Here is a 20286-nt window from a genome sequence, read left to right as displayed (position 1 = left end):
GATTGCGGTTTTGGAGTGCTTCTGATGATGACGTTCGACGTGCCCGACATGCATTGCGGCGGCTGCGTGAGCAGCGTGGCGCGGATCCTGTCCCGCCTCGACGACAAGGCGACGGTCGAGGCCGACCTTGAGACGCGAAAGGTGCGGGTGGAGACGAGCGCCAGCCAGGACGCCGTGTTGAAGGCGCTCGCGGCGGCGGGATTTCCGGCGACCGCGCGCTGATTCGACGGCGTTCGCGCATCGCCCCTCGACCTTGCGCGGTGACGGGACACATTCTTTCTCGGAGACGTCGCTCGCATGGCGCGGGTGGCAAACCCCGGAGAGGACCGACCGATGGCCCGAGAACTCGACGTTCTGGTGATCTGTGGGAGCCTGCGCAAAGGCTCCTACAACCGCGCGATCTGCAACACGTTGCCCGAGCTCGCGCCGGAGGGGATGCGAACGACGCTCGCCCCGTCCTTCGAGCCGATCCCGATCTATAACGCGGATATTCAGGCGACGGGCTTTCCGCCGGAGGTCACGGCCTATGGCGAGGCGATCGCGGCAGCGGACGGGGTGATCATCGTGTCGCCGGAATACAATTATTCGGTGCCGGGCGGGCTCAAGAACCTCATCGATTGGATTTCGCGGTTGCCCGATCAGCCGTTCAAGGGAAAGCCGGTCGCGCTCCAATCCGCCTCGGCGAGCATGCTCGGCGGGGCGCGGATGCAGTATCACCTGCGTCAGACGATGGTGTTCTTGAACGCGCACGTCTTCCTGACGCCGGAAGTGTTCGTCGGGAGCGCCGGGCAGAAGGTCTCGCCGGACGGCGAGACGATCGCCGACGAAGGAACGCGCAAGGTGATCGCGACGCAGCTCGCCGCGTTCATGCCTTACGCGGAAAAAATCGGCGCCAAATAGCGGGATCCGGCCGCGAGCCTCCCGCCTCTGACGGGCGGCGGGGCGGCGCTTCTAGGCGTTCCGGGACGGCTCCGTCGTGACCACATGGCGGACCCGGTCCCACGTCTTCATCATGTGATCGGCGAGGACGTTGCCGAGGCGTTCGCCGTCACGCGCTGTCAGCGCATCGATCATCGCCTCGTGCTCGGCGACGGCCGCCGTCCAACCCTCCGGCTCCTGGTTGCCGATAAAGCGGATCCGCTTGAGGCGGGCCTGGATGCCGGACTGCATCTCGATGAGGGTCGGGTTGCCGGGCAGGGCCGAGATCATCGAGTGAATCGCCTGGTTCGCCTTGTAATAAGGCAGGCGATCACGCCGCGCATAATGGCGCATCATCTCCTCATGCATCGCGCAGATCGCGGCAATGTCGGCATCCGAGCCGCGCTCGCAACCGAGCCGACCGGCGAGGCGCTCGAGATCGGCGAGCACCTCCAGCATGTGGAAAATATCCTTCGGGCTCAGAGCGCGTACAACCGAACCGCGAGACGGACGTGAGTCGATCAGATTCTCCGCCGCGAGCGTGCGCAGCGCCTCGCGCAGCGGTGTCCGGGAGACGCCAAGCTGCTCGACGAGCTGGGCTTCGCTGATTCGCTGACCGGGCGACAGATGGCCTTCGATGATCATGTCGCGCACGCGTTCCGTCACCTGTTCGTGCAGCGTTCGACGCAGGATCGGTGCGGCTGTCGGGTCCATTTGGGTGTCAGTCGCCAACGCTCTCGGTCTCCTCAAAATCTCACGGCCGCAACGATAGATCGAATATGATCCTCTTGCACATCCCGAATATTGTGTTTTGTATACTGCATCCCAACGAGGTGCGAATGCCCCAGAAACCTGTCATCGCCTTTGCCATCGGCGACCCAGCCGCCATCAGCCCCGAACTAGCCGTCCGCGTGCTCGCCAAGCACAATGAGGACGACGCGACGCTGCTGGTGCTCGGGGACGCCCGTGTTCTCGACCGCGGAATCGCCCACGCGAAGCTCGACGATCCCGGTCTCGCTGCGTCGATAGATCGCGTGTCGCCGGCCGATATCGGGACCGCGCGTCCGGCCCGCTCCGTGTTCGTCGACCTTGCGAACTGCGACGTCGATTCGGTCGGGATCGGCGCATCGAGCGCCGCGGGCGGCCGCGCCGCACTCGACAATTTCCGCATCGCGCTCACGGCGGCCAATGAGGGCTTCGCCGACGCCGTCTATTTCACGCCGTTCAACAAGCACGCGATGCGGCTCGGCGAGAGCAACTATGTCGACGAGATCGGCTTCGTGAACCGGACGATCGGGGCGGAGCGCTCGGGCTCCGAATTCAACGTCCTCGATGAGGTCTGGAACGCGCGCGTCACCTCGCACATCCCGCTCTCGAAGGTCGCCGAATCGATCGACACCGACCGCATCTTCCGCGCCATCCGCCTCACCACCGAGGTGATGGAAGGGGCGGGGATCAAACGTCCGCGCATCGGTGTCGCCGCCCTCAACCCCCATGCCGGGGACGGCCGCAATTTCGGCACCGAGGACGAGGACGTCATTCTGCCGGCGGTGGAGCGCGCCAAGGCGCATCAAATGTCGGTCGAGGGGCCGATCCCGTCCGACACCGTCTTCGTGCGCGCCGTGAAGGGCGAGTTCGATGCGGTGCTCACGATGTTCCACGACCAGGGCCAGATCGCGATGAAGCTGATCGGCTTCGATCGCGGCGTCACGCTGGTGGCCGGCTATCCCTTCCCGATCGCGACGCCTGCCCACGGCACCGCCTACGACATCGCCGGTCAGGGCATCGCCAATGACGGCGCGGCGATCAAGGCGATCGAGCTCGCGACCCGTCTCGCGCGCCCGGCCTCTGACGCGCCGGAGATCTCGCAAAGCTTCGCCGACGCGATCGCTGCGGCACGTGCGGCCGTCGCCGGGCAATCGCCCGCGGAAGGGGCCGCCGCCGACTGATCCCGACATCGACCGCGAACGAAAAGAACGAATGGAGGAGACCATCATGAAGAACACGTTGAAATCCCTCATGCTCGGCGCCGTGGCGCTCAGCCTCGGCACGGGCGCCGCGCTCGCCGAATATCCCGACCGTCCCGTTACGGTGATCGTCCCCTGGGGCGCCGGCGGCGGCACCGACACGGTGACGCGCATTCTCGCCGCGGGCCTCGAACAGGAGCTCGGCCAGCCGATCAACGTCGTGAACCGCGCCGGCGGCAACGGCGTCGTCGGTCATATGGCGATCGCAAAGGCGAAGCCGGACGGCTACACGATCGGCGCCTGCACGCCCGAAATCGCCTATTTCAAGACCCTGGGTCTCGCGCCGCTGACGCTCGACGACTTCACCATCGTCTCCCGCATGGCGACGATCCCGGCCGGCATCACTGTGAAGGCCGGCGCCTATGAGAGCGCCGAGGCGCTCCTCGAGGCGATCAAGTCGGAGCCCGCGGGCACGTTCTCCTCGTCCGGCTCCGGTGTCGGCGGGACGTGGCACATGGCGGCGGGCGGCCTCTCCAAGGCGCTCGGTGAGCCGGCGACCAAGATCAAGTTCGTGCCCTCGCAAGGCGGCGCGCCCGCGCTGCAGGATCTCGTCGCGGGTGGTCTCAATCTCTTCACCGGCTCGCCGATCGAGGCGCAGACGCTCGCCGATGCCGGCGAAGTCGAAGTGCTCGCGGTGATGAGCGACGAGCGCCTTTCGTCCTATCCCGACGTTCCGACGCTCAAGGAGCTCGGCATCGATTTCGAGCTGAAGAACTTCTTCTCGCTCTGCGGTCCGGCGGGCCTTCCCGACGAAGTGACGGCGAAGCTCGAAGAGGCCGGCGCCGTCGCCCATGCGGGCGAGGCGGTGCAGTCCGCGCTCAAGGAACGCGGCATCACACCGGTGTGGGACGGTTCGCAGAAGTCGACCGAGGCCGTCGAGGCGTTCTCCGAGAGCGCCAACGCGATCCTCGTCGATCTCGGGGTCGCGAAGTAAGCCGATGCGGCTCGACGATCGCGTCGTGGGAGGCGTCGCCGCACTCGGCGGCGCCGCCTACGCCTTCGTGGCTTTCGGCCTGCCCAATCTCGCGGGCCAGCCCTATGGCGCGGGCTTCTTCCCCTCCATCATCGGCGTCGCGATGACGCTCGCCGGCGTCGTGCTGTTCGTCCGAGGTTTCAAGGCCAAGCGGCCGGTGCCTCAGCCGGCGGACGGCATCGGCGAGGCCGCGGACGCCGAGCGGCCGACGCTCGGCGGCGTGTTCCGCTATGTCGTCGTCCTCGCGGCGATCGCCTTTTACGTCGCCGCGGCGCCGTATCTCGGCTTCGTCATTTCCTCGTTCGTCATCATGGTCGTTCTCGGGCTCGTCTTCCGCGCGCCCGTCCTCACCACGCTCATCGTCGCGGTCGTGGCGACCTTGGTGCTCGCGCTGCTGTTCGGCCACCTGTTGCGGGTGCCGTTGCCGCCGGGGCCGATCGGATTCCTGTGAAGGGCTGACCCGTGGTCGATCAGATAATTCTCGCGCTTTCCATCGTCGCCGATCCGCAGGTGATCCTCACCATCCTCGCCGCGTCGGTGATGGGCATGATCATCGGCGCGATTCCCGGCCTGACGGCGGTGATGGGCACGGCGCTTCTCGTGCCGCTCACCTTCTTCATGGACCCGATCCCGGCGGTGGCGGCGATCGTCGCGCTGGCGGCGACCGCGATCTTCGCCGGCGACGTGCCGGGCGCGCTCCTCAGGATGCCGGGAACGCCGGCCTCCGCCGCCTATGTCGACGAGGCTTACGCCCTCACCAAAGCCGGACGGCCGGAGGAGGGGCTCGGCCTCTGTCTCGGCGCGGCGGTGATCGGCGGGCTCGTCGGAACGTTCATCCTCATTCTCGGGGCGCCGCTCCTCGCCAAGGTCGCGCTCGGCTTCTCGACGGTCGAATATTTCTGGCTCTCGCTTCTCGGTCTCACCTGCGCCGCGTTCGTCGCGGCGGGCGATCCGGTGAAGGGGCTCATCTCGCTGCTCTTCGGCCTCATGTGCGCGACGGTCGGGATCGACCCGGCGTCCGGCAATCTTCGCTACACGATGGGCTCGGTCGATCTGATGGGCGGGATCAACATGATCCCGGCGATGATCGGCCTCTTCGCCGTCTCCGAAATCCTGCGTCAGGCGCTCGGCCGCACCGGCAGCGATGCCAAGCTCGCGACCGACCATGTCGGCAGCGTTCGCCAGGGTCTCGGCGCGCATCTTTGGAAGCTGAAGCGCAACGTGGCGCGCGGCTCGATCGTCGGCACCGTCATCGGCGCTCTGCCGGGCGCGGGGGCCGATATCGCGGCGTGGGTCGCCTATGCGGTCTCCCGCCGGTCGTCCAAGACGCCGGAAAAGTTCGGCACCGGGCACGATGAAGGGCTCGCCGAGGCGGGCGCGGCCAACAACGGGGCTTTGTCGGGGGCGTGGGTGCCGACGCTGGTGTTCGGCATTCCGGGCGATTCCATCACGGCGATCGTGATCGGCGTCCTGATCCTCAAGGGGCTTGACCCCGGACCGACGATCTTCCTGCGTCAGCCGGAGCTCGTCTATGCGATCTTCCTGACCTTCATCCTCGCCAATTTGATCCTGTGGCCGCTCGGCTGGCTCCTCATCCGCTTCGCCCGGCACATCGTGCGCGTTCCGCGCTCGCTCCTGCCGCCGGTCGTCCTCGTCACCTGCATCATCGGCTCTTACGCGATCAACAACTCGCTCTTCGATGTCGGCGTGATGCTGGTCTTCGGGGTGGTCGGTTGGATCTTCGAGGAGAACGGCATTCCGGTCGCCCCGGCGATCCTCGCGATCGTCCTCGGGGGCACGGTGGAGTTCAACTTCACCACGACGATGATCAAGGCGGACGGCGACCTTATCGCCTTCTTCGCCCGGCCGGTCGCGGCGGGGCTCGGCGTCGTCACCCTCGCGCTCTGGATCTTCACGGCCTGGCGCGTCTATCGCGACCGCCGCAAGCCGCCGTCCGATCTCGCGATACAGACCGACTGAACAATCGGCCCGCCGGTGGGGCGGGCCGCCCATAACAAGGGAGGATTGAACGATATGATCAACCGCCGCAATCTCATGGCCGGTGCCGCCATCGTCGGCGCGCTCGCGATGAGCGACATGCCGGCTTTCGCGCAGGACGTGACTCTGCGCTTCGGCCATTATGCCCACACCGCCGACACCGCCCACAAGGCGGCCGAGCACTTCGCCGAACTCGTCTCGCAGAAGACCGACGGCTCGCTCGCGATCGAGGTGTTTCCGGCAGGCGAGCTCGGCAACAGCCCGACGATGCTCGAAGGCGCGCGCCTCGGCACAATCGATATCGTGCTGACCGGCAATCCCTACTTCACGGGCTTTGCCCCGGCGCTCAACCTCCTCGACCTTCCGTTCCTCTTCGAGAACGACGCGCACGCTTACGCCGTCCTCGATGGGGAAGTGGGGCAGGCGCTGATGGACCAGATCAACTCGGCCGGCCTCCAGGGCCTCGCCTTCTGGGAACTCGGCTTCCGCAGCCTCACCAACAATGTCCGCCCGGTGCGCGAGCCGGCCGACCTCGAGGGCCTCAAAATCCGCACGACGCCGAACCCGGCGCACATCAAGGCGTTCGAGACGCTCGGCGCAAACCCGACGCCGATGCCCTTCTCCGAGGTCTACGCCGCCCTTCAGACCGGCACGATCGACGGGCAGGAAAACCCGGTGAACCACATCTACGCCTCCAAGCTCCAGGAGGTGCAGAAGTACCTGTCGCTCACCGAGCACGCCTATACGGCCGCGCCGCTGGTGATGAACGCGATGCGCTTCAACAGCCTCTCCGACGAGCACAAGGCGGCCCTTCGCGAGGCCGCGCTCGAAGCGGCCGCGTTCGAGCGTCAGCTCAACGATGAGGAGGAGGCGGGGAGCCTCGAGGGCATGCGCGCCGCCGGGATGGAGATCATCGAAGATCCCGATCGCGAGGCGTTCCGCGAGGCGGTCGCCGACGTGACGCGCGAGGCTTACGTCGCCGAGCACGGCTCCGAGCTTCTCGATAAGGCGATCGCCGCCGCCGGCGACTGATCCCTTCACACCAATGTCGAGCGGGCGGCGTCTTCGGGGGCCGCCCGCTTCATTTCGGACCAATACGCCTCAGCCGCTTCCCGCTCGCGGGCCGGCCAGCCATGGAGAGGCCATGCTTTCCGCGATCGCCCGATTGGATACGGCCCTGCGCACGGCGGTGCGTTGGGTCTCCGGGGGGCTGCTTCTCACCGTGACGGTGCTTGCGGTGGTGCAGGTCTTCGCCCGCTATGTCCTCAACGACTCGATCGTCTGGGGCGAAGAGTTGATCCGCCTTCTCTATGTCTGGCTCGTGCTCGTCGCGGCGACCGCCGCGCCGCACATGCGCATCGGCATCCTCGCCGACGCCGCGCCCGGCCTTCTCGGCACCGCGCTCGCCACGCTGCGCGTCGTGGTGATGGCGGCGCTGCTCGTCCTCATCGTGCGCGGCGCGCTCACCCTCAATGCGAGCTTCGGCGCGGACCGCTATGTGACGCTCGGCATCACCAAGTCGTGGTACTGGAGCGGGGCGATCGCCTGCGGCATCCTGTGGATCGTGCTGCTGGTGACCGGGCTCCTCTCCCACCACAAGGACGAGGAACTCGTGCCATGATGGTCGCGCTCCTTTTCGGCTCGATGATCGTTCTCGCGATCCTCGGCATTCCGCTCGTCTTCGCCATCCTCGGGGCGAGCGTCCTCACCATCGTCGTCGCCAAGCCCGAGATGCCGCTGGTCCTCGTGACGCAGCTCTTCATGAACGGAATGGACGCCTTTCTGCTCCTCGCGATCGGCTTCTTCTTCCTCGCGGGCGAACTCATGAATCGCGGCGGCATCACGCGCCGTATCGTCGCCTTCGCCGACGCCTTGATCGGCCATATTCGCGGCGGCCTCGCGCAGGTGAACATCCTGTCGAGCCTGTTCTTCTCCGGCATCTCCGGCTCCGCCGTCGCCGATACCGCGGCGGTCGGCTCGGTGATGATCCCGTCGATGAAGGAAAAGGGCTATGGCGCGGCCTTCTCGGCGGCGGTGACGCAAGCCTCCTCCGTCGTCGGGCCGATCATCCCGCCTTCGATCCCGATCATCATCTACGCGCTCCTCGCCCAGCAATCGGTGGGGGCTATGTTCCTCGCCGGCATCGTTCCGGGGATCGTCATCGGGATCTGCCTGATGGTGTGCGTCTTCATCATCTCGACCCGGCAGAGCTTTCCGCGCTCGCCCCGCGCCTCGCTGAAGACGATCATCGTCACCGGCCGCGACGCGATCCTCGCGCTCCTCGCGCCGATCATCGTGGTCGGCGGCATCCTCGGCGGCGTCATGACGGCGACCGAGGCGGGGGCGATCGCCTGTCTCTATGCCGGCCTCATCGGCGCGTTCTATTTCCGCGAGCTGACCTGGAAAGGGTTCTGGCGGGCGCTGTGCGACGCGGCGGAGGGGACGGCGACAATCCTCGTCATCGTCGGGGCCTCGGCGCTCTTTGCCTGGATCGTCGCCGATCTCAGGGTGAGCCGGACGATCGTCGACCTGATCACCGCGGTGAGCGCGAGCCCGCTGGTCTTCCTGCTTTTCGTCAACCTCTTCGCGCTGCTTCTCGGCCTCTTTCTCGATCCGCTCGCCGCGCTCGTGATCCTGGTGCCGATCCTGTTGCCGGCGGCGACCCAGCTCGGGATCGACCCGATCCATTTCGGGATCGTCCTCGTCTTCAATCTGATGATCGGGCTGACGACGCCGCCGGTCGGCTATCTGATCTACCTGTCGGCCCGGATCGCGGACGAGAAGCCGGAGCGGGTGATGGTCGCATCGATCCCGTTCATCCTCGCCCTTTTCGCCGCGCTCGCGATCCTGACGCTCGTGCCCGCCATCACGACGACGCTGCCGGCGCTTTATCAAGGATGATGCCATGACCCATATCATCGACCTGTCGATGCCGGTGATCGCCGACCATTTCCGCTGGCCCGCGCCCCGGCAGGTGACGGGCGACCATTCCGACGCCGCGCCCTTCCAGGTGACGAAGCTGACCCTTTCGGTCCACTCCTTCACCCATGTCGACGCGCGCCGCCACATGCTTCCCGGCGCGCCGACGATCGAGGCGACGGCGCTCGAGGACGTCGCCGGGCCGGCCTTCGTCGCCGATCTCACCGACGTTGTGCCGAACACGGAGATTTCCGCGGACCGGATGGAGCGGGCACTCGCCGGGTATGACGGCGAACCGATCATCCTCCTGAAAAGCGCTTGGGACACGCAGCGCGACTGGAAAACGCCCGAGTTCTGGCGGGAGGCGCCCTATCTCGGCCGGCCCGCCACCGAGGTGATCGCCGCGCTGAAGCCGAAGGCGGTCGCCTTCGACTTCCCGCAGGATTACACGATCCGCCTCTCCCTCGACAGGGTCGTCCCGCCGATGCCCGAGCACGTGACGCACGATATCCTGCTGCGCAACGGAGTGACGCTGATCGAATATCTCGTCAACGTCGCGAGCGTTCCGGGGCCGCGCACCTTCCTTTGCGCGCTTCCGCTGAAGATCGACGGCGCGGACGGTGCGCCGGCCCGCGTCGTCGCGATCGAAGGGGTGGTCTGATCCCATGATTGACGCGCCGTCGCCCGACCGGCGGCGGCGCACCGTGTGCGGCGTGCGGTAGGCTCAGCGCACCCGCATGCCCTTCGCCTCGTCGAAATGGAGCGGGGTCTCGAACTTCTTGAGCGGCGCGTCTTCGGCGCTCACCGTGACGCCGTGCGGCCAGTCGGGCGGGCAGATTGCGATATAGCGGGCATAGCCGCCGAGCCCGCCGCCGAATTTCGGATAACCGATCATCACGAGCGCGCCGGTCTCAGGCACCTGGTCGAGATTGGCGACGCCTTCGGCCTGCGCGTAGCCGTTGTGCATCAGCCAATATTCGCCCTCGAGCGTCGGGGTGGAATCGGTGTCGAGCGGCTCGTGCCCGTGGAAGAGGATGTTGCGCTCCTCGTGCAGGAATTTGAGCGCATCGAGCCCGACCTGGGGAAATTCCTTCAAGGTCGCGAGCGCCGGGTCCGGCCAATCCTTCGACCAATCGGAGCGGACGAAGACGACCGAACCCTCCGGGATCGGCCCATTCGCATCCTCCCACGCCTCGATGTCGGACACCTCTAGGGCGTAGTTGGGGTTCTCCTTCACCTGATCGACGATCGAGATGACGACGAGCGGACGGATCGCATAGCTCGCGGGGATCTCGTCGATCGCGGCATATTCGGGCGCCCAGTGGGCGGGCGGGTCGAGTTGGGTGCCGAGCTGGTCGGTCCGCAGCGTGTATTCCGTCGCCTCGAAGCCGTGCTTTTCGTAGGTGTAGACCTCACCCTTTTTGGCATAACCCTCGATGTCGACGCCGGCACGGGCCGGGCCGAAGGTCGAGGCGGCAAAGCCCGACCAGACCGGGATCGACGGTGTGATGGTGTGGGTGAGGTCGACATATTTCGCGCCCTTGAGCGCGCTCTCATAAACGCCCCAAAGGCCCTGATCGTCCGCCGCACGGAGCGGGGACGTCGCCGACAGGATCGCGCACAGCGTGCCGGCGAACGCGAGTGTCTTCGATCGGTTGGATTGCATTGTCGCCTCCGAACTGTCGCGCCGGCGCGCGGCGGACGCCGCTCGGGGCGCGATGGGATGCGACAGGTTGCCACGCCGCGATGCTGCAATGCAACAACGCGGAGCCGCCGTCAGCGATAATCGATCCGCGGGTCGATATAGGCGTAGAGCACATCCACCGTGAGGTTGATCGCCACATAAAGGACGAGGATCACGAGGATGCAGCCCTGGATCAGCGGGTAATCGCGCGAGCTGATAGCCTGGATGAGGAGGCGGCCGAGCCCCGGATAGGTGAAGACCGCCTCCGTCACCACCGCGCCGCCGATGAAGCCGGCCATCATCAACCCGACGATGGTGATGAACGGCAGGAGCGCGTTGCGCATCAAATGCACCCACACGATCTGCCGCTCCGGCAGTCCCTTGGCGCGGGCGGTGCGCACATAGTCGGCCCTCAGCTCCGTCACCAGCGACGCGCGCAGAAAGCGGGCGAGGATGCCGGAGACGTAGACGCCGAGGGTGATGGCGGGAAGCGCGAGATTGCGCAGCGCCTGAAGCGGATCCTCCCAGATCGGCACATAGCCCGAGGCGGAGGGGAGCCACCGCAATTCCACCGCGAAGAGGAGAATGAGGAGGATGCCGAGCCAGAAGGTCGGCACGCCGAGCGCGAGCGCGCTCCATCCCGACAGGATCCGGTCGAGGAGCGTTCCCGGCCGCAAGGCGCTCGCCACCGCGACGGGAATACCGAGAAGGAGAGCGACGATCGTCGCCGCGACCGCAAGGTGGAGCGTTGCGGGAAGCCGCTCGCCGATCAGTTGGAGGACCGGGGCGCGGCTATAATAAGACTCGCCGAAATCACCCACGAGCGCGCTGCCGAACCAGTCGAGATATTGGACTGCGATCGGGCGATCGAGGCCGTATTGACGCGTGACGGCGGCGATCTGCTCGGGCGTTGCATTGTCGCCGACGATCGCGGCGACCGGCCCGCCCGGCACCGCATACATCATCGCCCAGACGCCGATCGAGGCGAGGATCAGGACGGGGATGAGCTGGAGAAGGCGGCGCAGGATATAGCCGGTCATGACGTCACTCCGCCGGCCGTGGCGGTGCCGGTATCGTGCCGGTCTTCGAGGAGGGATCCGAGAGCGCGGCCGATGGTGTCGAAGGAAAGGATGGTGAGGGTGAGGACGATGCCGGGCAGCAGCGCATAGGTCGGCGCCTCGTAGAGATAGGATTTGCCGGTGCGCAGCATCTCGCCCCAGCTGGGTGTCGGCGGGGCGACGCCGACGCCCAGAAAAGCGAGGGCGGCCTCGAGAAGGATCGCGATCGAGCAGAGGACGACGACCTGGACGAGGATCGGGCTCCACGCGTTCGGCAAAATCGTGCGGAACATGTTGTAGCCCGATGAGCCGCCGAAGGATTCGACCGCCGTCACGAAATCGCGTTTGCGCAGCGCGAGCGTCTGCGCGCGCACGATGCGGGCGAAGGCGGGAATCCCGGTGATGCCGACGGCGATGAAGGCGGCGACCTGGCTGCGGCCGAGAACGGCGATCAGCGCCATGGCGAAGAGGATTGCCGGCAGGGCGAGGAGGACGTCGACGAAGCGCATCAGCGCCGCGTCACGCCACCCGCCGAAAAAGCCGCCGATCAGGCCGATCGGGATGCCGAAGAGGGCGGCGACGGCGACCGCGCCGGCTGCGGTGAGAAGCGATGTGCGCGCGCCGTAGACGACGCGGGAGAGAATGTCGCGCCCAAGCTCGTCGGTCCCGAACCAGTATTGCGCCGACGGCCCTTCCAGCGAGTGGAGGAGATTTTGCCGGAACGGGTCGAGCGGCAGGAGGTCGGCGAAGATCGCCGCGAGCGCGATGATCGTGAGGAAGAGGACGGCGAGCGCCGATCCCGGCCGGATCATCAGCCGCCCGAGGATGCCGAAGGCGGCCTTCATGTCGCCCGCTCCATGGCACGGGGCGCCCTTTCGTCGAAGAGCGGCCCCGGATGGTGGCAGGCGAGGTGGGTCGCAAGCCCGTCCGGCCGTTCAAAGCGCGGCGCCTCGCGCCGGCACAGCTCGCTCGCGCGGAAGCAGCGCGGATGAAAGGTGCAGCCGGGCGGCGGCGCGGCGGGATTGGGAATCTCGCCTTCGAGGACGATGCGGGAATCGCGGTCGCGCATCGCCGGGTCAGGGATCGGCGCGGCCGACAGGAGGCTTTGCGTATAAGGATGGGACGGGCGCTCATAGAGCGCGTCGCGATCGCCCATCTCGACGATCCGGCCGAGATACATCACCGCGACACGGTCCGAGATGTGACGCACGACGGACAGATTGTGCGCGATGAAGAGATAAGCGAGGTCGAGCTCGCGCTGGAGATCCTGAAGAAGGTTGAGGATCTGCGCCTGGATCGACACATCGAGGGCGGCGACGGGCTCGTCGAGAATGAGAAGGCGCGGCTTCAGCGCGAGCGCGCGGGCGATGCCGATCCGCTGCTTCTGCCCGCCCGAGAACTCGCTCGGATAGCGGCCCATCATGGTCCGGGAGAGGCCGACCTGGTCGAACAGCTCGGCGACCCAAGGCGCGCCGCCCATCTCGTCATAGACGCCATGAATGTGCATCGGTTCGGCGATGACCTCCTCCACCGAGCGCACCGGGTTGAGGGAGGAATAGGGATCCTGAAAGATATATTGCATCTGCCGGCGGGCCTTGCGCATCCGGCGCCGGTCGAGCCCGAGGATCGACTGCCCGTCGAAGCGGACCGCGCCGCTCGTCGCGGGAATGAGGCCCATCACGGTGCGGCCGGTCGTGGTCTTGCCGCAGCCCGATTCGCCGACGAGGCTCACCGTTTCGCCGGGATGGACGGCGAGGCTCACCCCGTCGACGGCATGGACCGCGCCCACCGTGCGGCGCAGGAGACCGGCCTTGATCGGGAAGTGGACACGCAGATCCTCCACCTCGAGGAGCGGCGCCTCGGCGGCATGAGCGGGCAGCGGGCGCGGCTCGGCCGCGAGGGCAGGCGGGCGCTCCGGCGTTTCCTCGGCGAAATGGCAGGCGGCGGTATGATCGGCGGCGAGCGCGCGTAGCGCCGGCTCGTCCCGCAGGCACCGCTCGCGGCCGTTCTGGAGGGCGCAGCGCGGGTGAAAGGTGCAGCCCGCCGGCAGGTTGATCGCGACGGGCGGTTGGCCGGGGATCGGGTCGAGGCGCGCGTCCGTGCCGTCGAGGCGGGGCATCGAGCGCAGGAGCGCACGCGTATAGGGATGCCGCGGGGCGCGGAAGATCTCGCGCACCGGCCCGGTCTCGACGATGCGGCCGCCATACATCACCGCGACCCGGTCGGCGACTTCGGCGACAACGCCGAGATCGTGTGTGATGAGGACGACCGCGCATCCCGTCTCGCGCTGGCGGCGGGCGAGAACGGCGAGAACCTGCGCCTGAACGGTGACGTCGAGCGCCGTCGTCGGCTCGTCGGCGATGATGAGGCGCGGCTTGCCGGCCATCGCCATCGCGATGACGGCGCGCTGACGCATCCCGCCGGAAAATTGGTGCGGATATTGGTCGATGCGGCCTTCGGGATCGGCGATATCGACCTCGCGCAGGAGGGTGACACCGCGCGCACGGGCCTCGCTCGGAGAGAGGCGGCCATGGGCGACCTCTCCCTCGGTGATCTGCCGGCCGACCTTGAGGACCGGATTCAGTGTGGTCGACGGGTCCTGAAAGATGAACCCGACGTCTTCGCCGCGCATCCGGCGCAGCGTTTCGGCGTCGGCGCGTTGGACGTCGATCGCGCCGAGGCGGATGTCGCCGCCGACCTTTGCCGTGTCGGCGAGCAGGCCGGCGACCGCGAGGGACGTGACGCTCTTGCCCGAGCCCGACTCGCCCACGATGCACAGCACCTCGTTGGCATGGACATCGAACGAGACGCCGCGCACGACGGGGATCGGGCCGGCGGGGCCCGAAAAATCCACCGTCAGATCGCGCACGGCGAGAACCGGCTCGCTCATCGTGGCTCCTTGGGTCTTACGCGTCACGTGGGGCCGTTCGTCACTTGAAGCCGATGGTGCGGGCGACGAAGAGATTGTCGATCTCGGGCGTGAAGCCGGCGAGCTTCGGCGAGGCGACGACGATGCCGACATCGTAGGTGTTGGTCGGGATCGCGAAGGCCGATTCGATCAGCACCGTGTTGAGGTGGTCGTAGGCGGCTTTGACCTCGTCCTCGGAGCCGACGGCAGCGTCGACGGCGGCGATCGCCTCGACATAATCCGGGAAGGGGTGGGGCTCGCCGAACACGGGGTTGTTGACGGTCCGATAGATCGAGTTCGTGGCGACGCGAGAGGGGAATTTCTGCACGTTGCCGATGCCCGCGAAGGTCGCGTCGAAATCGCCGCCGAGAAGCGCCTCGATCCATTCCGCGCTCTCGCGCACGTCGAGCTCGATGTCGATGCCGGCTTCGGAGAGGGACCCCTGCACGATCTGGCTGAGGATGACGGCCGCCTCGTCCGTGCCGTTCACGAGAAGCGTCCAGTCGCTCATCTCGGCGTCGGAAAGGCCCGATTCGGCGAAGAGCGCCTTCGCCTTGTCGATATCGTAGCCATAGGTGTCGTTGAACGAGGCGTCGAAGGCCGGGCTTGCCGGGGCCCACGGCAGGGCGACGACCTCGCCGATCCCGGCATAGGCGACGCGGAGCATGCCGTCGCGCTCCATCAGATGGTTGAAGGCCTGACGGAAGGCCGCGTTGTCGAAGGGGGCGTGGGTCGCGTTGATGCGGAAGACCTGCACCAGCGGGCCCGGGCCGCGGAAGACGGTGTATCCGGCATCGCCGAGCCGCTTCGCGCTGCGCGCCGAGCCACCATAGACGAGATCGACGGAGCCCGACTCGAGCGCCGCGCTCGCCGAAGCGTCGTCGCTGAAGATCGTGAACGTCACGGTCTCGGCGACCGGCTCGCCCTCGCGCCAATAATCCGCGTTGGCGGTCAGCGTCACGCCCTGGCCGACGGCGCGGTTTTCAAGCTCGTAGGCGCCGGTGCCGGCGGGAACGGTCTCGACGGTGTCGATGCCCGCCTTTTCGATCGGCATCGTGAACTCGAGGAGGTCGAGGATCTGCCGCGTCGGCACCGGGCTCTTGAAGGTGATGACGACGGTCTTCTCGTCCGGCGTCTCCCATCCGTCGATGATCGAGGTGGTCGGATAGACGTTCTTGCCCTTTTCGGGGTCCGACGCCTTCTCGAGCGTCGCCGCGACATCCTCGGCCGTCAGCGGCGCACCACTCGCGAAGGTGACGCCGTCGCGCAGCGTCACGGTGACGGACGTGTTGTCGTCGGCGATCTCCCACGCGGTCGCGAGGCTCGGCACCGGCTCGCCCTCGGCCGTGTACTCGATCAGGCTGTCATAAAGATTCTTGATCAGAAAGAAGTTCACCGACGAGAACTGCATCGGGTCGAAATTCGTCATGTCGGCGAGGATGCCGACGCGCAGCGTGCCGCCCTCGAGGGCCTCGTCGGCCGCGTGTGCCGTCATCGGCAGTGCCGCGAAGGCGGCCACACTCAATACTTTGACCAGTCCGGAAAGTCTTTTTCTCATCTTGAGCTCCTGTTGCGCTCTGCCGTGACGGGGACGATCGATCGGGAACCGCCCGCATCGATCGGGCGGACGTTCGTGCTGTGGGACGGCGGTGATCCTGCGGGGAGGCGGGCGCACCATGGTGCGCGCCGGTGCGCCGTGTGATGCGCGCTCCCGCATCGCGCGGGGACAATGGATGCGCGGAGGGGGGAAGCGCGGACGACGCCTGCGCGGATGACGGGGGCGCGGCGAGCCAGCGCTCTACCTCAGCCGCCGCGGCGCACGCAGACGAGACGACGCGCGGCAATCGCAAGGGGATCTCGATGGTGAAGCCTGCAAATGCCACTCGCCTCCCTCATATGTCGCGCGTTTCATCCAGTCTTCGCCGCTATTCGTGGGTGTGATGGTGAGAGTATTTTTCACCTATTCTAGGGTCAACGCGGACCCGTTCCGCCTCTTGGAACAACGCGCCGTCACGAGGCGGCGAACGGCGGAACGGGCGTTTCGAGCGCGCGGGCGATCCGCGCCGCCGCGCTTTTCAGCGCCGCGGCGGTCGTCTCGATGCGTTCGGCCGGCATCCGCGTTTCGGGGGCGGAGAGGCTGATCGCGGCGAGCGGATGGCGCGCGGCGTCGAGGATCGGCACGCCGATGCACATCTGTCCGTCTTCGTTTTCCCCGCGCTCCACCGCAAAGCCGCGCGCCCGCACGGCCTCGACCTCGCGGCGAAAGCGGCGCGCGTCGGTGAGGGTGTTGATGGTGCGCGCCGGAAGCTCGGAGGGGCCGACGAGGCCCTTTTCCGCGTTCGGCAGAAAGGCGGCGATCGCCTTGCCGAGCGAAGTCGAGTGAAGATAGTGGCGATGCCCGACGCGGGCCTGGCCGCGACCCGACCGGCCGGGATCCACAATGTCGATATAGACGACCATTCCGTTATCGAGGACGGCCAGGTTCACCGTCTCGCGGAAGGCGTCGAGGAGCGCGTCCATCTCCGGCCGCGCCGCTTCGCGCAGCGCGTGAAAGGCGCGGTCGGCGCCGGCGAGCGCGCGAAAGCGAGGGCCGGCGCGGTAGCGATCGGAGGCGGCGTCATATTCGAGATAGGCGGCCGCCGAGAGGGTCTGGAGATAGCGGAACGCCGTCGTCTTCGGCAGGCCGAGTTCCTGCACCGTCTCGGTCAGCGTCACGTCGCGGCCCTGGCGGATCACGTAGTCGAGGACGTTGAGGGCCTTCATGACGGGCTGGACGATATAGTCGTCGCTGACATGGCTCATGTCCGATCTCTCCACTTCATCCCGCGCCATGCGGCGGCGGGATCAAAAGAAGGTCCGCAGCGCTCCGGTGACGCGATAGGTCTCGTCGACGAGGAGGAGGAGCGCCCATTTGTCGAAGGTCGTGCAGGGGTGGCCGATCCCGAAGGCGACCATGTCGCCGACCTGCAAATGCGTCGGCGCCTCGCTGACGAGGTGGCAATGCTGGTCGTTGAGGGCGACCACCTCGTGGCCGGCCGGCATCGGCTCGGGGGCCGTCATGCCCGGTCCCGGCCGGAACCAGCGGGTCGGAACGGGAAAGCCCGCGTCGAAGCCGACATCGCGCTTGCCCATCGTCAGCATCGTGCGCTGCGCCTCCGGGCACGACTGGACATAGGCCCAGACCTCGAGCGCGGGTTCGAGGCCGCCGTCCGGCAAAGTGAGGCTCGTCTCGCGGCGGATCCGCTCGAAGGCGGCGGCGTAGCCGATCGCATCGTGGGTGAGATAGCAGCCCGAGCGGATCACCTTGAGGAGCGGGCGGTCGAGAGAGAGCGCGGCGAAGCGCTCGCCGACACGGTCGAAAAAGGCCGAGCCGCCGGCGCTCACGATGACGGGCACGTCCGCCGGGAAGAGGTTTTCGCGGGTCGCCGCCTCCGCCGAGCGGGTGACGGCGGCGACGAGTTCAGCCGCCTCGTCGGGCGTCGGCAATAGCCCCTCGAAACACTCGAAGCCGGCGAGGGCGAGCCCGTCGGTGGCCGCGACCGTCCGCGCGAGTGCGAGCGCGCCCGCTTCGGTGCGCGCTCCGGTGCGCCCGCCGGTGAAGCCCACCTCGACGAGGATCCGCAACGGGTTGCCGCCGGTCGGCATACGCTGCGCCGCCTCGGCGAGACGGGCGAGCCCGTCCGCACCGTCGGCGAGGCAATAAAGCTCGAAGGAGGCGTCGGCGGCGAGCGCGGCGAAACACGCCTCGATCGCGCGCGGCCCGGTCGGCTGGTTGGCGAGAAGGACGCGCTTCACCCCGAAGCGGCGGCAGACCTCGAGCTGCTGCACGGTCGCCACGGTGATCCCCCACGCCCCGTCCGCGATCTGGAGATCGAAGAGGGCGGGGGCCATCGTGGTCTTGCCGTGCGGGGCGATGACGAGATCGTTCGCGGCGGTGAAGGCGGCCATCCAGCGGCTGTTCGCGGCGAGAATATCCTCGCGGATGACGGCGAGGGGGAGCGGCAGATCCTCCTCGAGAATGCGCCAGCCTTCATCCGCCACCGCGCCGACCGTGGGCGGCACCGCGCCGAAGGGCAGGCCCTTGGTGGAGGGATCGAGCGGGAGAGCGTCGAGGCTTGAAAGGTCGAGGCGAGGGATCATAGGAGCGGGTTCGGATCGAGAGGGAAGAGGGGGCGACGGGCTTTCGCGTACGTCACCTTGGTGGGGTCCGCCGGGTAAGGGCCGCCGGTGTCGAGATAGTGGATCTCGGCCGCGATCGGGGCGAAGGCGGCGTAGAAGTGGTTGGACGACTTCACGACCACGATCGTCTTGCGATCGAGGTCGATGCCGAGCGTTGTGAAGGCGGGCGGGGAGAAGGTCTGCGAGCGGCCGGTCGCGAGCACGATGTCGACCGCGCCGATCGTGATCGCCGCCGAGGGGCCGAGCGAGACGAAGCTCTGCTCGAACGGGATCACGAGATCGTCCGACACCGCGCGCACGCGCACCACGGCATCGATCGGAGGGCCCGAGGTGGCGGCGGCCTTGCCGCAAAAGCGCAGTGGAATCTCGGCGCCCTCGCCGGCGGCCCGGCAGAGCGCGACGGCCCCCGGATCCCACAAAGCGCCGATCGCCGACGGAATGTCCGGGTGGTCGAGGAGGGCGCGGACCATGACGGAAGAATCGCCCGCGACGCCGCCACCCGGATTGTCCCACCGGTCGGCGAAGACGATCGGCCGACCGGCCGCGGCGCGGGCGAGCGCGATCGCTTCGGCGGGCTTGTGATGCTTCGGCCCGGCCGAGGCCGGCGGCCAGGCGAGCATTTCGCGGCCGAGCGTCTCGGCGAGCCTTGCCGCCTTGGCGCGGTTCGCCTCGCCATCGGCGATCACGAGCACCTTGGTGCCGACATCGTAGACGTCGCCCGCCTGAAAGCCGTGCGCGATCGAGACCGAGAGGATGCCGTCTTTGCCCTCGAGCGCCATCATGCGGTCGACGAAGCTGCGGCCGGGCTCGCGGCTCGTCATGAAGCCGGCCATTGCGCGGGTGTCGAAGACCTCCATCACCGGCGCGATCTCACCTTTCGCGGCAGCGATCGCGAGGCTCACGAGGTCCTCGGCACGGGCCAGGAAATCGGTGTGGGGGAATTCCTTGAAGGCGACGAGAAGGTCGGCCGCGGCAACGCGCGCGGGGGTCATATGGCAGTGCATGTCGAGCTCGGCGGCGACGATGCAGTCGGGGCCGACGAGGGCGCGGACACGGGCGAGGAGGTCGCCTTCGCAATCGTCATAGTCGCGGGCGACCATCGCACCGTGGAGGCCGAAGAGGGCGATATCGAGCGGGAGGGCGGCGCGGAGCTGATCGAGGATCTCGTCGCGCAGACTCTCATAGGCCGCGCGGGAGACGGGGCCGGCGGGCTCGGCCCAGGTGGCGGTGCCCTCGACGAGGGTGAATGCGCCCTCGCGGGCGCGGCGGCGCGCGGCGACCATCGGCGCCGAGCACAGGGTCGGCGTTTCGGGATGGGCGCCCGGTGGGCAATAGAAGGCGTCCTCGAAGGCCGTGCGATCGACGAAGAGCGGCGAGAACGTGTTCGTCTCGGTCGCGAGTGAGGCCACGAAAGCGCGCACGGGTCGATCCTCCTACGGTGGTCGATCCACATTGTGGGATCTCATCACCTGCGTAACGAGTGAAATAACACGGCGGACGCGCGTTGATGTCAATGCTCAATGGACGAATGCTGACTATTCGAGCGTCATGCTTGCATAATCGGCTGAAGGTTGGCCTTATGGTGGGGCGGTGCGCTGAAGCGTTGCGTTCCACAATGTAAA

19 protein-coding genes are annotated in these 20286 nt (G+C 67.4%); 10 read left to right on the top strand and 9 right to left on the bottom strand.

What is annotated here, in order from left to right; genetic code table 11:
* Positions 1-24 precede the first annotated feature (24 nt).
* Both L1787_RS14480 and L1787_RS14475 read left to right on the top strand, forming a co-directional pair.
* Positions 25-222: a heavy-metal-associated domain-containing protein gene (locus tag L1787_RS14480; RefSeq protein WP_235709546.1), complete on the top strand. Its 198-nt coding sequence runs from the start codon at positions 25-27 to the stop codon at positions 220-222.
* Between the two features lie 111 nt (positions 223-333).
* Positions 334-900, top strand: a complete 567-nt coding sequence (locus tag L1787_RS14475; RefSeq protein WP_235709545.1) for an NADPH-dependent FMN reductase — start codon at positions 334-336, stop codon at positions 898-900.
* A 51-nt stretch (positions 901-951) separates the two neighbouring features.
* On the opposite strand, the gene L1787_RS14470 is transcribed toward L1787_RS14475, so the two are convergent.
* Positions 952-1632 (bottom strand): GntR family transcriptional regulator, encoded by a 681-nt coding sequence (locus tag L1787_RS14470; protein WP_235710044.1) that lies wholly within the window; start codon positions 1630-1632, stop codon positions 952-954.
* 125 nt (positions 1633-1757) lie between these two features.
* Between L1787_RS14470 and L1787_RS14465 the strand changes: the two genes are divergently transcribed.
* From L1787_RS14465 to L1787_RS14430, 8 genes are all read left to right on the top strand, one after another.
* Entirely contained in the window at positions 1758-2867 is a 1110-nt protein-coding gene (locus tag L1787_RS14465; RefSeq protein WP_235709544.1) for a 4-hydroxythreonine-4-phosphate dehydrogenase PdxA, read from the top strand.
* Between the two features lie 46 nt (positions 2868-2913).
* A complete protein-coding gene (locus L1787_RS14460) occupies positions 2914-3879 on the top strand; it encodes a Bug family tripartite tricarboxylate transporter substrate binding protein (RefSeq protein ID WP_235709543.1) in 966 nt (321 codons plus the stop codon).
* 4 nt (positions 3880-3883) lie between these two features.
* On the top strand, positions 3884-4369 hold the full coding sequence (locus L1787_RS14455; protein WP_235709542.1) for a tripartite tricarboxylate transporter TctB family protein: 486 nt from the start codon (positions 3884-3886) through the stop codon (positions 4367-4369).
* Between the two features lie 11 nt (positions 4370-4380).
* Positions 4381-5898 carry a tripartite tricarboxylate transporter permease gene (locus tag L1787_RS14450; RefSeq protein WP_235709541.1) on the top strand — a complete coding sequence of 506 codons (1518 nt, stop codon included), beginning with the start codon at positions 4381-4383 and terminating at the stop codon, positions 5896-5898.
* Between the two features lie 54 nt (positions 5899-5952).
* A complete protein-coding gene (locus L1787_RS14445; RefSeq protein ID WP_235710042.1) occupies positions 5953-6948 on the top strand; it encodes a TRAP transporter substrate-binding protein in 996 nt (331 codons plus the stop codon).
* Positions 6949-7060: 112 nt separating this feature from the next.
* Positions 7061-7537 carry a TRAP transporter small permease gene (locus tag L1787_RS14440; RefSeq protein WP_235709540.1) on the top strand — a complete coding sequence of 159 codons (477 nt, stop codon included), beginning with the start codon at positions 7061-7063 and terminating at the stop codon, positions 7535-7537.
* Positions 7534-8817, top strand: a complete 1284-nt coding sequence (locus L1787_RS14435) for a TRAP transporter large permease (protein WP_235709539.1) — start codon at positions 7534-7536, stop codon at positions 8815-8817. Before L1787_RS14440 ends, L1787_RS14435 begins: the two co-directional genes overlap by 4 nt.
* 4 nt (positions 8818-8821) lie before the next feature.
* On the top strand, positions 8822-9496 hold the full coding sequence (locus L1787_RS14430) for a cyclase family protein (RefSeq protein WP_235709538.1): 675 nt from the start codon (positions 8822-8824) through the stop codon (positions 9494-9496).
* Between the two features lie 63 nt (positions 9497-9559).
* Here the strand turns inward: L1787_RS14430 and L1787_RS14425 are convergent, their stop codons facing one another.
* The 8 genes from L1787_RS14425 to L1787_RS14390 all read right to left on the bottom strand — a co-directional run bounded on the left by L1787_RS14425 (position 9560) and on the right by L1787_RS14390 (position 20085).
* Positions 9560-10501 (bottom strand): cyclase family protein, encoded by a 942-nt coding sequence (locus L1787_RS14425; protein WP_235709537.1) that lies wholly within the window; start codon positions 10499-10501, stop codon positions 9560-9562.
* Positions 10502-10611: 110 nt separating this feature from the next.
* Positions 10612-11559, bottom strand: a complete 948-nt coding sequence (locus L1787_RS14420) for an ABC transporter permease (RefSeq protein ID WP_235709536.1) — start codon at positions 11557-11559, stop codon at positions 10612-10614.
* Entirely contained in the window at positions 11556-12422 is an 867-nt protein-coding gene (locus L1787_RS14415; protein WP_235709535.1) for an ABC transporter permease, read from the bottom strand. Before L1787_RS14415 ends, L1787_RS14420 begins: the two co-directional genes overlap by 4 nt.
* Positions 12419-14467 (bottom strand): ABC transporter ATP-binding protein, encoded by a 2049-nt coding sequence (locus L1787_RS14410; RefSeq protein WP_235709534.1) that lies wholly within the window; start codon positions 14465-14467, stop codon positions 12419-12421. Before L1787_RS14410 ends, L1787_RS14415 begins: the two co-directional genes overlap by 4 nt.
* Positions 14468-14507: 40 nt before the next feature.
* Positions 14508-15980 carry an ABC transporter substrate-binding protein gene (locus tag L1787_RS14405; protein ID WP_235709533.1) on the bottom strand — a complete coding sequence of 491 codons (1473 nt, stop codon included), beginning with the start codon at positions 15978-15980 and terminating at the stop codon, positions 14508-14510.
* Between the two features lie 515 nt (positions 15981-16495).
* Positions 16496-17287: an IclR family transcriptional regulator gene (locus L1787_RS14400; protein ID WP_235709532.1), complete on the bottom strand. Its 792-nt coding sequence runs from the start codon at positions 17285-17287 to the stop codon at positions 16496-16498.
* Positions 17288-17329: 42 nt separating this feature from the next.
* Positions 17330-18625 carry an alanine racemase gene (locus L1787_RS14395; protein ID WP_235709531.1) on the bottom strand — a complete coding sequence of 432 codons (1296 nt, stop codon included), beginning with the start codon at positions 18623-18625 and terminating at the stop codon, positions 17330-17332.
* The gene (locus L1787_RS14390; protein ID WP_235709530.1) at positions 18622-20085 is read right to left on the bottom strand and encodes a M81 family metallopeptidase; all 1464 of its coding nucleotides are present in this window, start codon (positions 20083-20085) and stop codon (positions 18622-18624) included. Before L1787_RS14390 ends, L1787_RS14395 begins: the two co-directional genes overlap by 4 nt.
* Between the last annotated feature and the right edge of the window lie 201 nt (positions 20086-20286).

Origin of the sequence: Acuticoccus kalidii, from assembly GCF_021556395.1 — a bacterium.
GTDB classification, from domain to species: domain Bacteria; phylum Pseudomonadota; class Alphaproteobacteria; order Rhizobiales; family Amorphaceae; genus Acuticoccus; species Acuticoccus kalidii.
This window is presented reverse-complemented; position numbering and strand designations above follow the sequence as displayed.